Raw genomic sequence first — 14,768 nt, 5'->3', positions numbered from 1 at the left:
GGTGGCCCTGGCCAAGCCGGGCGCCGAGCCCGGCTCAGCCGATGCCGAAGGCCCCGTCGGGCGGCTCGGGTGACGGTACGGCGTCCTCCTCGCGCACGGGGGTGGCGGCGCCGATGAAGTCACGCAGCGCCGGGCCGTGTCGGACCCGCGCCGGGAAGGCGTCGGCGGCGGTCCGCCGGGCCAGGACGGCGACGTCGAGCGGCTGATGGGCGGCGACCAGCACGGCGTTGCCGAACCGCCGACCGCGCAGCACCCCCGGCTCGGCGATCAGCACCAACTCCTCGAACACCGTGGCGAGCGTGGCCAGTTGGGACCGCAGGAACGCGAATGGCGCCGCGTCGGCCAGGTTCGCGAGGTACACCCCGTCCGCGCGCAGCACCCGCTCGGCGGCCCGCGCGTACGCCACGGTCGTCAGATGCGCCGGGACCCGCGAGCCGCCGAACACGTCCGCGACGATCACGTCGGCCACGTCGGCGGGGGCCGCTTCCAGCCATTCCCCGGCGTCCGCGCCGTGCAGCGCGATCCCCGCGTCGCGGGGAAGCGGCAGATGCTCGACGACGAGGTCCAGCAGGCCCCGGTCGTACTCGACGACGTCCTGCCGGGACCCGGGCCGGGTGGCGGCCGCATACCGGGGCAGCGTGAGCGCGCCCCCGCCGAGATGCAGCACGTCCAGCGCCCGCCCCGGCTCCGCCACGGTGTCCAGCACATGCCCGAGCCGCCGCGCGTACTCGAACTCCAGGTGCGTGGGCACGTCCAGATCGACGTACGACTGCGGCGCCCCGTCGACGGTGAGCAGCCAAGCCCGGTCCCGGTCGACGTCGGGCATGAGCTTGGCGGTTCCCTGATCGACGGTGCGGGACACGGGGAGGGCGTCGTTCACGACCCCCATTCTGCCGGGTGAACCGCCTGGCCCTAGGGGCGGTGCCGCGCCCGCGAGGGGCACGGGGAGACCGCGCGGCCGGCCACCACCGGCCCGCGGTCCCCCACGCCCACCAGCCGCCTACCGAACGGCCGTCACGGTCCCCGCCCCCACGGTCCGACCGCCTTCACGGATCGCGAACCCGAGCCCCGGCTCCAGCGGAACCTCGCGGCCCAGCTCCACACTCATCGTGACCCGTTCACCGGGCCGTGCGACGGCGAGCTCCCCGAGGTCGACGTCACCCACCACGTCCGCCGTACGGATGTAGAACTGCGGCCGGTACCCGGTGGACACCGGAGTCGTACGACCCCCCTCGCGCGCCGACAGCACATACACCTGCGCGGTGAAGTGCCGCCTGGGCACGACGCTGCCGGGCGCGGCCACGACATGCCCGCGCCGGACGGAGTCGCGCGGCACCCCGCGCAGCAGCAGCGCCACGTTGTCCCCGGCCTGCGCCTCGCTCATCGGCTTGCCGAAGGTCTCCAGGCCGGTGACCACGGTCTCCACCTCGGCGCCGAGCACCTCGACACGGTCACCCACCTGGATCGTGCCCCGCTCGACGGCTCCGGTGACGACGGTCCCCCGCCCGGTGATGGTCAGGACGTTCTCGACCGACATCAGGAACGGCGCGTCCAGGTACCGCTCCGGCATCGGCACGTAGGTGTCCACCGCGTCCAGCAGCGCGTCGATCGACGCCGTCCACCGCGAGTCCCCTTCGAGGGCCTTGAGACCGGAGACCCGTACGACGGGTACGGAGTCGCCGCCGTAGCCGTGCGCGGTGAGCAGTTCGCGGACCTCCAGCTCGACGAGGTCGGTGAGCTCCTCGTCACCCGCGTCGGCCTTGTTGAGGGCGACCACGATGTGGTTCACGCCCACCTGCCGGGCGAGCAGCACGTGCTCGGCGGTCTGCGGCATGATCCCGTCGAGCGCGGAGACGACGAGGATCGCCCCGTCGAGCTGCGCGGCCCCGGTGACCATGTTCTTGACGTAGTCGGCGTGGCCGGGCATGTCGACGTGCGCGTAGTGCCGGGTGTCGGTCTCGTACTCGACGTGCGCGACGTTGATGGTGATGCCGCGCGCCGCCTCCTCCGGGGCGCGGTCGATGCGGTCGAACGGCACGAAGGTGCCCGTCCCGCGCACGGCGAGGACCTTGGTGATGGCGGCGGTCAGGGTGGTCTTGCCGTGGTCGACATGGCCCATCGTGCCGATGTTGAGATGCGGTTTCGTGCGGACGTAAGCCGTCTTGGACACAGCGGTACCTCGAAGTCTCTTCAGCGGTACTGAGTGATGGTCCCGGCGCGTCTACGGGCGCGGCCGGGACGGGACCCCGAGGTGTTGCCGACCCTCCCCTTGCGGGGTCCGCCGGAGTGTCCGGGAAGGGTCAGCTTCGGGCGCCGTCCGCGGCGGCCACGACGATCAGAAGGGCAGCCTTCGGGGCATCCGCGACTGTCGCGGATGCGGCGAGAACGAAGGCGTGCCGGAACATGACGTCGATCATCGTCGACACGTCGGCCCGCGTCGAATGGTTTTCGGTACGGCCGAGTTCCGAGGTGGAGCCGAGGAGAGATGCTTCACAAGGGGGTGCGCGGGGTGAACGGTGCGGCGGCCGTGTCCGTGTTCCGGAAGGCGCAGGCAGCGCGGCACGCGGTGCTCGTCGGACCCTGCCCGCGCCGGGCTCGACGAGCCGGCTGTTCCGCTTGCTGTGGCCCCGGTGAGACGTTCCGTACGGCGTACGCATGCATGGGTCGGTTACCGTCGACGAATGCTCGATGCCGCCACCCGCTCTGGGGGCACCGCCACGGTCCTTCCCCGGACCGCCGCCACGGACCTCGCCGTCGCCGCACCTGTCACCGTTCCGGCCGTGCCGCTGGGGCGTGCCGCCCGCTGGGGCAGAGTGCTTCTCTCGCCGTGGGCTCGCTTCTCGCTGCTCGTGGCGCTGCTCACGGGCGCCGTGTCGACGGTGCTGCTGTTCGAGCCGCAGCGGCTGCTGGCCGACGGCTGGCCGCCCCAGCTGAGCGGCGCCGCGGCGGCCGTGGTGTTCGCGGTGGCGTACGGGCTGTGCACGGTCGCCTTCGTCCCCCGGCCGATCCTCAACCTCGCGGCGGGCGCCCTCTTCGGTGCCCAGCTGGGTCTGGCCTCGGCGCTCTCGGGCACGGTCCTCGGGGCCGGCCTCGCCTTCGGCCTGGGCCGCGTGCTCGGGCAGGACGCGCTGCGCCCCCTCCTGCGCCACCGCTGGCTGAAGTCCGCGGACGGCCAGCTCAGCCGCCACGGCTTCCGCTCGATGCTGGCGGCCCGGCTGTTCCCCGGGGTGCCGTTCTGGGCCGCGAACTACTGCGCGTCCGTCTCGCGCATGGGCTACCTGCCCTTCCTTCTGGCCACCGCGCTCGGCTCCGTCCCGAACACCGCCGCCTACGCCGTGGCCGGCGCCCGCGCCTCGACACCGACCTCGCCGGCCTTCCTGATCGCCATGGCGTGCATCGCGGTCCCGGCCCTGATCGGCGCGACGGTGGCCTGGCGCAAGCGCCACCACCTGCGAGTCCGCTGACGCCGCCTCCAGGCGCGGGGCGCTGTGTCGGTCTGTGGCTCCGCCGCGTGGGCACGACCGGCCCCAGCGCCCACCCGCACCCGGCCCACAGCCTCTCCGACCGGACTCACACGGCTTCGAGCACCATGGCGTTGGCCAGCCCACCCGCCTCACACATCGTCTGCAGCGCATACCGGGCGCCCCGCGCCCGCATGGCGTGCACCAGCGTCGTCGTCAGCCGGGTGCCGCTCGCGCCGAGCGGGTGGCCGAGGGCGATTGCACCCCCGTGGACGTTGACCTTGGACAGGTCGGCACCCGTCTCCTGCCGCCAGGCGAGGACGACGCTGGCGAAGGCCTCGTTGACCTCGAACAGGTCGATGTCGTCCAGGGCCAGACCCGCCCTGCGGAGGACCTTCTCGGTGGCCGGGATGACGCCGGTGAGCATGAGCAGAGGGTCGGAGCCGGTGACGGCGAAGCTGTGCAGCCGGGCGAGCGGGCGCAGGCCGAGCCGGGCGGCGGTCTCGCCGGACGTGATGAGGACGGCCGAAGCGCCGTCGTTGACGGGGCTGGCGTTGCCCGCGGTGACGTTCCACTCGATCTGCGGGAAGCGCTCGGCGAAGCCGGGGTCGTGGTAGGCGGGCCCGAGGCCGGCGAGGATCTCGGGGGTGCTGCCGGGCCGTACGCACTCGTCGCGGGTGGCACCGTCCAGGGGCGCGACCTCCGCGTCGAAGAGGCCGCTCTCCCAGGCCGCCGCGGCCTTGTGATGGGAGGACACCGCGAAGGCGTCCATCCGCTCGCGCGAGAGCGACCACTTCGCGGCGATCAGCTCGGCGCTGATGCCCTGCGGGACGAGCCCCTCGGGGAAGCGCGCGGCGACACCGGGGCCGAAGGGGTCCTTGCCCGCCGGCACGTTGGACCACATCGGCACCCGGCTCATCGACTCCACCCCGCAGGCGACGACCATGTCGTACGCCCCCGACATGACGCCCTGGGCCGCGAAGTGCACGGCCTGCTGGGAGGAACCACACTGCCGGTCCACCGTGGTCGCGGGCACCGTCTCCGGGAAGCCCGCCGAGAGGACGGCGTAGCGGGTGGTGTTCATGGCCTGCTCGCCGACCTGGTCGACGGTGCCGCCGATGACGTCGTCGACGAGGGCGGGGTCGATGCCCGAGCGGTCGACGAGGGTGCGCAGGGTGTGGGCGAGGAGTTCCACGGGGTGGACGTGGGCGAGGGCGCCGTTCGGCTTGCCCTTGCCCACGGGGGTGCGTACGGCTTCGACGACTACTGCGTCACGCATGGTCGGGCCTCCACGACTACCGGCGAGTAGGACATTCAAACTCACCATAGCTCGGCGAGTTGGAAAAACAAACCCTCACCTAGACTGGGCGCATGCCCGCCTCCGGAGATCCACGTCCCTGTTCCATCGCCGACGCCCTGGCGATCGTCGGCGAGAAGTACTCCCTGCTGGTCCTGCGCGAGGTGTGCCTCGGCAACGGCCGCTTCGACCGACTGGTCCGCAACATCGGGGCCCCGCGCGACGTGCTGGCCGCCCGTCTCAAACGACTGGTGGACGCGGGCGTCCTGAGGAAACACGTCTACAGCGAGCGCCCGCGACGCTTCGAGTACCGGCCGACACAGGCGGGTCTCGAACTGGAGCCGGTCCTGATGACGCTCATGGCGTGGGGCGACCGCCATCTCCGGAAAGACGACGATCGCCCCATGGTGATCGAGCACATCTGCGGCAACGAACTGGTCCCGACGGTCACCTGCACGGCCTGCGGCGGCGAGGTGTGCCACGAGGACCTCATGGCACACCCACAGGCCCCCGGCTGGTCGGTGACGGGCCCGACGGCCGCTGCACGGTCCCCTTTGGATGGTGCCGGGGGGTGAATTGGGCGACCGTCCCGGGCGCCGGCGGCGTGACCTCGCACCCGGAGGTCGTCAGCGTCTGCACCGCGCCGCGCCCGCCGGTGACGACGTACACCTCCGAACAGGTCAGGTGTATAGGGGAGGTTCCGACGCGGACCCCGTCCGTCGCGGGCCGGTCGTGGACGGAAGGTGCGAGACGACGCCCCCGTCGGGCAGCCCTTCGTAGCTCACCACGGGTGCGCCTCCAGGTACTTGGCGATCTCCTCCCGCTCCCAGGCCCCGTCCGCCACGACGACCCGGTAGCGGCGGGTGAGCGTGTCCCCGGGAGCCAGCCGAAGCTCCTCGAAGAACGCCCAGGAGGGGGCGACGGCGGCGAAGGGATCGTTGCGGACGAACCAGTGGGCGGGATGGGCTCCCCGGGCTCCGATGTGGTCGTTCTCGGGCGCGTGCGCGAAGACGAGCGTGGCGTGTCCGTCGGTGCCGTCGTGCTCGCCCCGGTAAGCCAGCCAGGGCGCCTGCTCGCCCATCAGCTCCGGGCCCTCGGAGTCGGGCCCGATGATGCGCCCCTCCCGGAAGGCGCGGGGACCGCGCCAGAACAGGCCCGTGTAGCCCGCCATCTCACGCCCGGCGGTGGTCGGACTGCCGAACAGCAGCGGCTCGTCCCGGCGGTTGGTGATCGCGCTCGTCCAGGTCAGCGCCCAGGAACCCGTCTGTGTGTCGACGTCGTGCACCTCGATCCGGCGCTCCTCGTCGGCCCACAGCTCCCCCCGTACGGGTGCCAGGTAAGCCGCTCGGCGATCACTACCCGGTCTCCGTGGGAACCGACCTCGTCGAAGCCGACGTGCGCCATCGAGCCGATCCGCTCCGGAAGCGAGAGGTAGCCCTCGCCGTGCACGTACGAGTTGCCGCCCCACAGGTTCTGCCCCGACAGGTGCGAGGCCGTCAGCTGCAAACCCTTGTGCCAGCGGTGGTCGTTGGGCCGGAAGTCCGTGACGACGTCGCCGGCGAGGGTCCGGATCGGGTGCAGATACGGCTTCGGCGCCTCCCAGTCCGCCTCCGGCCGGTAGACGTAGCTCAGCAGCTCGACGCCGGTGGCGGGTTCGGCGACCGTGATCCGGTCGCCGTGGGCGTGGACGACGCGCAGCCCGTCGTGGAACGTCATGCGGGGATCTCCTCGGTCACGTCGGCGGACACCCGGGCGGGTACGGGCGCCCAACCGGGGGCACCTCCGTGCATGGCCGTGTAATACGGGTCGCCGGGCCCGATCTCCCCACGCCGTACGGTCGCGTCGGTGAACGCCGACTTGTACAGCGCGGCAATCAGCTCCAGGCTCGTACGCCCGTCGGCGCCGCTGCTGCGTGGCCGGTCACCCGCGCGCATGCTGGCGACCAGTTCACGCAGCTGCGCCAGGTGCGAGCTGGGCACGTCCGCACCGAAGTCGCGCCAGGCCGCCGCGTCCGCGTCCGGGGTGCCCGGGGCGGGGGTGATGGACCAGTCGGCGTTGCCGTGGCCGTACAGATGGGTCAGTTCGACGGTGGCGCGCTCGCAGTCGATGCGGATGCGGCTGACCTCGTCGGGGCTGAGGACGCTGTTGACGACGGTGGCCATGGCGCCGTTCTCGAAACGCACGAGGGCAGTCGAGACGTCCTCGGTCTCCACGTCGTGGACCAGCCGCCCGGCCATCGCCCGGACCTCGCTCCACGGGCCGAGCAGATCGAGCAGCAGATCCATCTGGTGGATGCCGTGGCCCATGGCCGGCCCGCCGCCCTCGGTCTGCCAGCGCCCGCGCCAGGGCACGGCGTAGTAGGCGGTGTCCCGGTACCAGGTGGTCTGGCAGTGGGCCACGAGCGGTCGCCCGACGGCCTGCTCGGCGATCAGCTTCCGTACATGCCGTGAACCCGAACCGAAGCGGTGCTGGAAGACGATCGAGGCGTACGGTCCGCCCCCCTTCGTCCCCTCCTCCGCCGTGACGGCGTCGAAGTCGGCGAGCGTCGGCACCGGCGGCTTCTCGCACCACACCCAGGCACCGGCCCGCAGCGCGGCGACGGTCTGGTCGCGGTGGAGGGTCGGCGGGGTGCAGATCGAGACCAGGTCGGGGCGCTGCTCCGCCAGCATGCGGTCCAGGTCCGTGTACCCGTGCGGGATGCCGTTCTCCCTGCGGAACAGCTCGACCGCGTCGGCGTCGGTGTCCACCGCGGCGACGACCTCGGTCTCGCCCTCCTCGGCGAGACGTGCGAGCGCGGGCAGATGGGCGCCGCCGCCGATGGCGCCGATGCCGATGACCGCGGCGCGGATGCGGCGGCCGGTCAGGGGGACCGGGGGGCGGTTCGGCAGGTGGTCCGGAGCCGGGCTCGGGTCGTTGCTGGGTGTGGGCATGGACGTGATCAGCACTCCATCGAACGTGACGTCGGGACGTTGACGAACGCCTGGTGGCACGGGCTCCGGCGGAACGGCGACCCCTCGCTACGGCAAGCGCTTTCCCTCGTCAGCAACGTATGTGCGGACATCGTGACTGGTCAACACCACGGATCCCGCCGTTCCACCCCTCGCAACGCTCGGCCCGCACCTCACCGGCCCGGCCCCCGCCCAGCCCCCGGGAAACCCCTGTGACGGCCCCGTACCCAAGGGGCGCTAGGCTGCCCCACAGCACCTGTGATCACCCGCCCCGCGGCGCGGCACGTCCTCCGTCGGCCCACCACGATCAGCGCTTGGACCACGTAACTTCATGTCTTGGTTTGAATCACTCATCCTCGGACTCGTCCAGGGGCTGACCGAATTCCTCCCCATCTCCTCCAGCGCGCACCTGCGCCTGACGGCGGCCTTCTCCGGCTGGGAGGACCCGGGCGCGGCCTTCACCGCGATCACCCAGATCGGTACCGAGGCCGCGGTGCTGATCTACTTCCGCAAGGACATCGTCAACATCATCTCGGCGTGGTCCCGCTCCCTGTTCGACAAGGAGCTGCGCGGTGATCACGACGCGCAGATGGGCTGGCTGGTCATCGTCGGCTCCATCCCGATCGGTGTCCTCGGCCTGACTCTCAAGGACCAGATCGTGGGCCCCTTCCGTGATCTGCGCATCACGGCGACGATGCTGATCGTCATGGGCATCGTCCTGGGCGTCGCGGACCGTCTGGCCGCCCGCGACGAGACCGGCGGCAAGCACCGCGCGATCAAGGAGCGCAAGGGCCTCGAACAGCTCAGCGTCAAGGACGGCCTCATCTTCGGCCTCTGCCAGGCCATGGCCCTCGTCCCGGGCGTCTCCCGCTCCGGCGCCACCATCAGCGGTGGCCTCCTCATGGGCTACAAGCGCGAGGCCGCAGCCCGTTACTCCTTCCTCCTCGCCATCCCCGCGGTCCTCGCCTCCGGCGGCTACGAACTGATGGACGCGATGGAGGGCGGCCACGTCTCCTGGGGCCCGACCATCTTCGCCACGGTCATCGCCTTCGTCGTCGGCTACGCGGTCATCGCCTGGTTCATGAAGTTCATTTCCACCAGGAGCTTCATGCCGTTCGTCTGGTACCGCATCGTCCTGGGCATCGTCATCGTCGTCCTGGTGTCCATGGGTGTACTGAGCCCCCACGCGGGCGAGTCGGCGGGCTGAGCGGGAGCGACCGCCCGGGGCGCGGCACGCGCCTCCGGCAGGGACGGCGCGTTCCTTCCCAACTCCCGTCAGTGACCAACCACATACGGCATCCGTAGCCGAGCAGTAGCGCGCTGTCAGTCCGGGCGCCTACTCTTGTCCGCATGTCCCCCGATTCCATCGTCTGTGGTTCCGTGCGGTCTGCCGCCGACTTGAACGACCAGATCAGAGCGCTGTGGCGGCGTTCGGGCGGATCGCTGTCGGCGCAGGAGCGGGCGGAGTACGAGCTCTTGGTCGTGGAGTGGGCCGCGGCGATACGCGGAGACGTCGTCGAGGCCGCGTGACGTCGGCGGGCCGCCGCACAAACGCGCAGCATCGCGCCCCCGGCGGCCTGATCATCTTCCTGAACGGCACCTCCAGTTCGGGGAAATCGAGCATCGCGACAGAGCTGCTGCGCGTCCTGGACGAGCCGTACTTCCACATGCCGGTCGACGCTTTCCACGCCATGCGTACGCGCCAGGAGATACCGCCAGAACGGCTCGCCACCCTGCTCCACCGCACCTGGCGGGGCTACCACCGCGCGATCGCCGGTATGGCCGCCGCGGGCAACAACGCCGTCATGGACACGTCCTGAGCAAGGAATGGCGGATGCGGGACTGTCTCGACCTCTTCGTGCGAACCCCCGGCTCCCGGCTCCCACCGGTGACCACCGTGACCGGACACGACACTTCTTCTGTCGCCGCCCCGCTGCCGTCGAAGGCAACCATTTGCGGACCCGGTGGCGACCAAGGAGTGGGAAGCTCCTTTCACCCGGGCCCCACACGAACCACACATGTACTCGGGCACGCTCGCCCGCACCACGCCAGGACTCGAAGGGCTCAACCGTGGCACCCCGTTCCCACCGCTCCACCCACCGCCCCGAGCGGCGCACCACCGTCGTCTCCGTCGCCGCCGTGGCAGCCGTCGGGCTGACCGCGTCCCTCGTCATGGCGTTCAACCCCGAGGCCGGACCCGACGCCGAGGCCACCGGGAAGGCGGGCACCAAGCCCGTCGCCACCACCAAGGCCACCGCACCGCCCACGCCCCCGGAGCGGAAGCCGACGTCAACGCCCTCGAAGTCCCCGACCCCGTCGGTCTTCCCGACCACCCCGGAGGCAGCCGCGACCACCGAGTCCGCGCGACCGACGCCCGCGAGCACCCGGCAGCCCGGACCCGCCTCGGCTCCGCTGGCGGGACGTATCCGCCCCGGGGTCGACTACGAAGGCGTCGCCACCTTCTACGACGCCGGGACGGGCGAGAGCGGCGCCTGCTCGTTCGGCCCGAGCGACGACGTCATGACCGCGGCGATGAACACCACCGACTACGAGGTCTCCCAGGCCTGCGGGGCGTATGTGAGGGTCCGTGCGGCGGGCGGCGCCTCCGTCACGGTCCGTATCACCAACGAGTGTCCGTCGCCCTGCAAGCCCGGACAACTCGACCTCAGCGCACAGGCCTTCGCCAAGCTCGCCGACCCTTCACGCGGTCAGATACCGATCACCTGGAACCTGCTGAGCCCCGACGCGGCCGACACGCTCTCCATCCGGTACAAGACCGGGTCCAGCCAGTACTGGTGCGGCGTCCAGGTGATCGGCCACCGCAACCCGGTCGCCCGGCTGGAAGTCGGTGACGGCAGCGACTGGACGCGGCTCCCCCGTACCGAATACAACTACTTCCTCTCCGAGCAGGGCACCGCGTGCGGCGGGACGATCAGGATCACCGACATCTACGGAGAGCAGCTGACCGTCAAGGGGATCGCGGTACGGCCGGACGTCGTGCAGTCGACCCAAGTCCAGTTCGCCGCGCGCTGACGGCACAGGCTCCCGAGCGCGTGACCGTGTGGTCCCGACCCATGCTGAGGGTGCCCTGCGGCGGGACTCGGCATCCTCCGCCACGGCCTGGCGAAGCTCCGCACGACCGAGGAGAACGAGGAGAACGAGGCCCGCTCGCCGCTCCGCCGGCACCGCCGGCACCGCCGCTGAGCGTGTTCACCGATCTCCCCCGTCAGCGACGCAGACGGGCCAGCACCTCGTCCGCGACGGGATACGGCCGCTCCTCGGGCAGCAGCGCGGTCGCCGCGGCCGACTCACCCGCCCGTACGAGACCGTGGACCTCCCTGGCGAGCGGCGTCACGTCCTCGATGCCGACGATCCACTCGTCCGCGTACCGGGCCGCCGCCTCCCCCGCCAGCCCCAGTTGGAGCGAGCGGTACGGCAGCGGGCCGAGCCGCAGGTCTCGCTCGGGGTCCCACTGCACCCGCGCGGGCGACCGGCGCAGCTCCCGCCTCCAGGCGGCCTGGCTCTCGTGCAGCTTCGGCACGTAGTGCGAGAGGCAGGAGTTGCGCAGCGCCCACGCGAAGCCGTCGCGGCTGATCTCGACGGCCAGGACCGTCCCCTGCCCCTCCTTCAGGCCCCAGCCGCAGCGGTACATCATCCACAGGAAGGACGGCTTGATCCAGGTCATCCGGTCCCGCTTCCACGCCGCCGGGAAGCGGCCGTCGCGCGCGGCGGGGCCGCCGATCCCCGGGTGGTAGGCCTGGTAGACGGTCACCGTGTCGTCGGTGTGGCGGGCACGGACACGGAACATGGGCTCGGTCGCCGGCTGACGTTCGGTTTCACTCACGGCAACCAGATTCGATCATCACCGTGTCAGGGAGCCACCGAATATCGACAGCCCGGTGCCGTGATCGGCCGACTGACCCATGACATATCCCCCATCTGCCCGCACACCCCTTGGCGTGGCGCGTCTCCTGCCCCAACACTGAGCCGATGACGCAGCGCGTGGAGCTCGCGACCGTGATGGACCGACTCGCCGTCGACGGCCTGATCACCGAGTACGCGGTGGCAGTGGACGACGGCGACTGGACGGCGTACCGAGAACTGTTCGCGCCGGACGGCCGCGCGGACTACCGCTCGGCCGGCGGCATCGAAGGCGACGCCGTCCAGGTCGCCGAGTGGCTGGCGCGGAGTATGGAACGCTTCCCGATGCGCCAGCATCTGATCGTCAACCGGCGCGTGCGGTTCGGGTCCCTGGAGCAGGACACCGGCGACACCGCCCGGGTCCAGGCGGACTACGTCAACCCGATGCGCTTCGCCGGACACGACGGCGCCTCCACGGCCCCCGACTTCGTCTGCGGCGGTCGCTACGCCTTCGCGCTGGTCCGCACACCCGACGGCTGGCGCGTCCACGAGGTGGTCGTCCGGGAAAAATGGCGCCGCGCCCCGGAAGGCCTCACGCCCGACCACCACCCTTCCCCGGCCTGACCGCTCTCCGCTCCGGCCGCCGCCGACCGGACCGCGGCACCGCTGTCCGGACCAGCGCACCACCCCCGCCGCTCCCACGCCCCCTGTCGGAGATCGTCTCCGGCGCGCACACTGGAGAGACGCACCAGCGGGGAGGGAGGCGCCGTATGAGGACGGCCGACTGGCTCGCTTCCCCATGGCGGCGGCGGGTGGCTGCCGCCATGGCCGGTGCGCTGCCCGTGCTGGCGTTCCCGGCGCCCGGCCTGTGGTGGCTCGCGTATGTGGCGCTGGTGCCGTGGATGCTGCTGGTCCGCACGGCCCCGACGGGCCGACGGGCGGTGTGCGACGGCTGGCTCGGCGGCTTCGGCTTCATGCTGGCCATGCACCACTGGCTGCTGCCGAACCTGCATGTCTTCACCTTCGTGCTGGCCGGCCTGCTGGGCGCGCTGTGGGCGCCCTGGGCGTGGCTGGTGCGCCGGTTCCTGGCCGGTGCGCCCTCGCCCGGGCGGGTCGCCGCCGCGCTGCTGGTCGTGCCCTCGGGCTGGCTGGCGATCGAACTCGTCCGCTCCTGGCAGGGGCTCGGCGGGCCGTGGGGCCTGCTGGGGTCGAGCCAGTGGCAGGTGGAGCCCGCGCTGCGGCTGGCCTCGGTCGGCGGGGTCTGGCTGATCAGCTTCCTGGTGGTGGCCGTCAACGCCGCGGTCACCGTGCTGGTGTCGGTACGGCGGTCCCGGGCGCCCGCGCTCTCCGGTCTCGTCGCGGCGGCCCTCGCGACCTCGGCCGTGTGGCTGTGGTCGCCACGCCCTGGCATCCGCGACGAGGTGCGGATCGCCGTCGTACAGCCCGGTGTCACCGACGGCCCCGACAACCGGTTCGCCCGCGAGGAGGCGCTCACCCGACGGCTCGCGGGGCACAACCTGGACCTGATCGTGTGGGGCGAGAGCAGCGTCGGCTTCGACCTGGCCGACCGGTCCGACCTCGCCGACCGGATCGCCGCGCTGGCCCGGCAGACGGACACGAACATCCTCGTGAACGTCGACGCCCGCCGCTCCGACCGCCCCGGCATCTACAAGAGTTCGGTGCTCGTCGGCCCCGACGGCCCGACCGGCGACCGCTACGACAAGATGCGTCTGGTCCCCTTCGGCGAGTACATCCCCGCGCGCTCACTCCTCGGCTGGGCCACCTCGGTCGGTGAGGCGGCCGGCGAGGACCGCAGGCGCGGTACTGAGCAGGTCGTGTTCGACTCCGGGAACGGGCTGCGGATCGGCCCGATGGTCTGCTTCGAGTCCGCGTTCCCGGACATGAGCCGTCATCTCGCCCAGGAGGGCGCCGAGTTGCTGCTCGCACAGTCGGCGACCTCGACGTTCCAGCAGAGCTGGGCACCGGAGCAGCACGCATCCCTGGCCGCGCTGCGGGCCGCCGAGACGGGCCGCCCGATGGCGCACGCGACGCTCACCGGCGTCTCGGCCGTCCACGGCCCGGACGGCGAGCGCGTCGGCTCCTGGCTGGGCACGGACGAGAGCACGACGGCGGTGTACGAAGTGCCGCTGGCGAGCGGCACGACGCCGTACGTCCGCTTCGGAGACTGGCCGGTGCACACGGCGCTGCTGGTGCTTCTCGCGTGGGGCGCCTTTGACGGCGTACGGGCGGTGCGGCTCAGGCGGGCGGATCCTCCAGCGCCCGCACCACCCGCTCGCACAGCTCATGGGTCGCCAGCGCGTCCCGCGCGCTGAGCACCTTGCCCGCGCGCACGGCGTCGAGGAAGGCGAGGACCGCCTGCTCGACGCCGCGCTGCCGGGCCACCGGAACCCAGTCGCCGCGCCGCCTCATGGACGGCTGCCCCTTGTGGTCGATGATCTCCGCGAGGTTCACGACCTGGCGCTTGGTGTCCTGTCCGGAGACCTCCAGGATCTCCTCCGCCGAACCGCTGAGCCGGTTCATCACACCGAGCGCGGTGAAGCCCGCCCCGGAGAGCTGCAGGACGACGTGGTGCAGCAGCCCCCTCTCGGTCCGGCCCCGCACGGTCACGTCCTCCACGTCTCCCGGCACCAGGAACCGCAGGGTGTCGACGACATGGACGAAGTCGTCCAGGATCATGGTGCGCGGCACCTCGGGCAGGCCGATGCGGTTCTTCTGCATGAGGATCAGCTCGCGCGGATGGTCGGCGCACTGCGCGTACCCGGGCGCGTACCGCCGGTTGAAGCCCACGGCGAGACCGGCGTTCCGCTCCTCCGCGAGCCGTACGAGCCGTTCGGAGTCGGCGAGTTCGTACGCGAGCGGCTTGTCGACGTACGTCGGTACGCCCGCCTCCAGCAGTCGCGCGACGATCTCGGGGTGGGCCGCGGTGGAGGCGTGCACGAAGGCCGCGTCGAGGTCCTGGGCGAGCAGCGCGTCGAGGTCCGCGTGCCGCTGTCCCGGTGGGAGACGGAGACCGTCGGCGACCGTGGCGAGGGTGGCCGGCGTCCGCGTCTGCAGATGGAGTTCGAGCCCCGGCAGGGTGCCGAGCACCGGCAGATACGCCTTCCGCGCGATGTCGCCGAGTCCGATGCAGCCGACCTTCACAGGGGTCTCCCGTCCGCGGTGTGCCGTCAGAATGCCTCG

Annotated in this window: 13 protein-coding genes and 3 pseudogenes; 8 read left to right on the top strand and 8 right to left on the bottom strand. The window is 71.8% G+C overall.

All coding sequences use genetic code 11. The annotated features are described in order from the left end of the window. Positions 1–34: 34 nt before the first annotated feature. Together WBG99_RS30940 and tuf are read right to left on the bottom strand one after the other, a co-directional pair. The gene (locus WBG99_RS30940) at positions 35–880 is read right to left on the bottom strand and encodes a fused MFS/spermidine synthase (RefSeq protein ID WP_338899482.1); all 846 of its coding nucleotides are present in this window, start codon (positions 878–880) and stop codon (positions 35–37) included. A gap of 120 nt (positions 881–1,000) precedes the next feature. Continuing rightward, entirely contained in the window at positions 1,001–2,170 is a 1,170-nt protein-coding gene (gene tuf, locus WBG99_RS30935; protein ID WP_338899481.1) for an elongation factor Tu, read from the bottom strand. A 511-nt stretch (positions 2,171–2,681) separates the two neighbouring features. On the opposite strand from tuf, the gene WBG99_RS30930 reads away from it, so the two are divergent. Further along, complete coding sequence (locus WBG99_RS30930; RefSeq protein WP_338899479.1) at positions 2,682–3,464, top strand: VTT domain-containing protein; 783 nt, start codon at positions 2,682–2,684, stop codon at positions 3,462–3,464. Positions 3,465–3,570: 106 nt separating this feature from the next. On the opposite strand, the gene WBG99_RS30925 is transcribed toward WBG99_RS30930, so the two are convergent. After that, entirely contained in the window at positions 3,571–4,740 is a 1,170-nt protein-coding gene (locus tag WBG99_RS30925) for a thiolase family protein (protein WP_338899478.1), read from the bottom strand. Positions 4,741–4,832: 92 nt separating this feature from the next. On the opposite strand from WBG99_RS30925, the gene WBG99_RS30920 reads away from it, so the two are divergent. Further along, positions 4,833–5,333, top strand: a complete 501-nt coding sequence (locus tag WBG99_RS30920) for a helix-turn-helix domain-containing protein (RefSeq protein WP_338899477.1) — start codon at positions 4,833–4,835, stop codon at positions 5,331–5,333. Here WBG99_RS30920 and WBG99_RS30915 read toward each other — a convergent pair. The 3 genes and pseudogenes from WBG99_RS30915 to WBG99_RS30905 all read right to left on the bottom strand — a co-directional run. Then, positions 5,326–5,546: pseudogene (locus WBG99_RS30915) on the bottom strand (cupin); the annotation flags it as partial. The gene WBG99_RS30920 and the pseudogene WBG99_RS30915 overlap by 8 nt on opposite strands. Next, a pseudogene (locus tag WBG99_RS30910) lies at positions 5,540–6,474 on the bottom strand (PmoA family protein). The pseudogenes WBG99_RS30910 and WBG99_RS30915, both read right to left, overlap by 7 nt. Next, positions 6,471–7,688 (bottom strand): Gfo/Idh/MocA family oxidoreductase, encoded by a 1,218-nt coding sequence (locus WBG99_RS30905; protein ID WP_338899476.1) that lies wholly within the window; start codon positions 7,686–7,688, stop codon positions 6,471–6,473. The pseudogene WBG99_RS30910 and the gene WBG99_RS30905 overlap by 4 nt, the downstream one beginning before the upstream one ends. Before the next feature lie 349 nt (positions 7,689–8,037). Here WBG99_RS30905 and WBG99_RS30900 point away from each other — a divergent pair, with 349 nt between their 5' ends. From WBG99_RS30900 to WBG99_RS30885, 4 genes and pseudogenes are all read left to right on the top strand, one after another. Then, entirely contained in the window at positions 8,038–8,913 is an 876-nt protein-coding gene (locus WBG99_RS30900) for an undecaprenyl-diphosphate phosphatase (protein WP_338899475.1), read from the top strand. Positions 8,914–9,056: 143 nt separating this feature from the next. Continuing rightward, the gene (locus tag WBG99_RS30895) at positions 9,057–9,236 is read left to right on the top strand and encodes a hypothetical protein (protein WP_338899474.1); all 180 of its coding nucleotides are present in this window, start codon (positions 9,057–9,059) and stop codon (positions 9,234–9,236) included. Beyond that, positions 9,233–9,567, top strand: a pseudogene (locus WBG99_RS30890) (AAA family ATPase); the annotation flags it as partial. The gene WBG99_RS30895 and the pseudogene WBG99_RS30890, both read left to right, overlap by 4 nt. Before the next feature lie 209 nt (positions 9,568–9,776). Further along, on the top strand, positions 9,777–10,739 hold the full coding sequence (locus tag WBG99_RS30885) for an expansin EXLX1 family cellulose-binding protein (protein WP_338899473.1): 963 nt from the start codon (positions 9,777–9,779) through the stop codon (positions 10,737–10,739). A 193-nt stretch (positions 10,740–10,932) separates the two neighbouring features. Here the strand turns inward: WBG99_RS30885 and WBG99_RS30880 are convergent, their stop codons facing one another. After that, positions 10,933–11,514 carry a DUF4291 domain-containing protein gene (locus tag WBG99_RS30880; protein WP_338900536.1) on the bottom strand — a complete coding sequence of 194 codons (582 nt, stop codon included), beginning with the start codon at positions 11,512–11,514 and terminating at the stop codon, positions 10,933–10,935. Positions 11,515–11,696: 182 nt separating this feature from the next. Between WBG99_RS30880 and WBG99_RS30875 the strand changes: the two genes are divergently transcribed. Together WBG99_RS30875 and lnt are read left to right on the top strand one after the other, a co-directional pair. After that, positions 11,697–12,191, top strand: coding sequence for a nuclear transport factor 2 family protein (locus tag WBG99_RS30875; RefSeq protein WP_338899471.1), 495 nt, complete (start codon positions 11,697–11,699; stop codon positions 12,189–12,191). A gap of 146 nt (positions 12,192–12,337) precedes the next feature. Next, positions 12,338–13,900 (top strand): apolipoprotein N-acyltransferase, encoded by a 1,563-nt coding sequence (gene lnt / locus WBG99_RS30870; protein WP_338899470.1) that lies wholly within the window; start codon positions 12,338–12,340, stop codon positions 13,898–13,900. On the opposite strand, the gene WBG99_RS30865 is transcribed toward lnt, so the two are convergent. After that, entirely contained in the window at positions 13,824–14,729 is a 906-nt protein-coding gene (locus WBG99_RS30865; RefSeq protein ID WP_338899469.1) for a Gfo/Idh/MocA family oxidoreductase, read from the bottom strand. The two genes, lnt and WBG99_RS30865, sit on opposite strands and share 77 nt — an antisense overlap. Between the last annotated feature and the right edge of the window lie 39 nt (positions 14,730–14,768).

This window comes from Streptomyces sp. TG1A-60 (assembly GCF_037201975.1).
Lineage (GTDB): Bacteria > Actinomycetota > Actinomycetes > Streptomycetales > Streptomycetaceae > Streptomyces.
The sequence above is the reverse complement of the archived record's forward strand: the minus strand, read 5'-3'. Positions and strand labels throughout refer to the sequence as shown.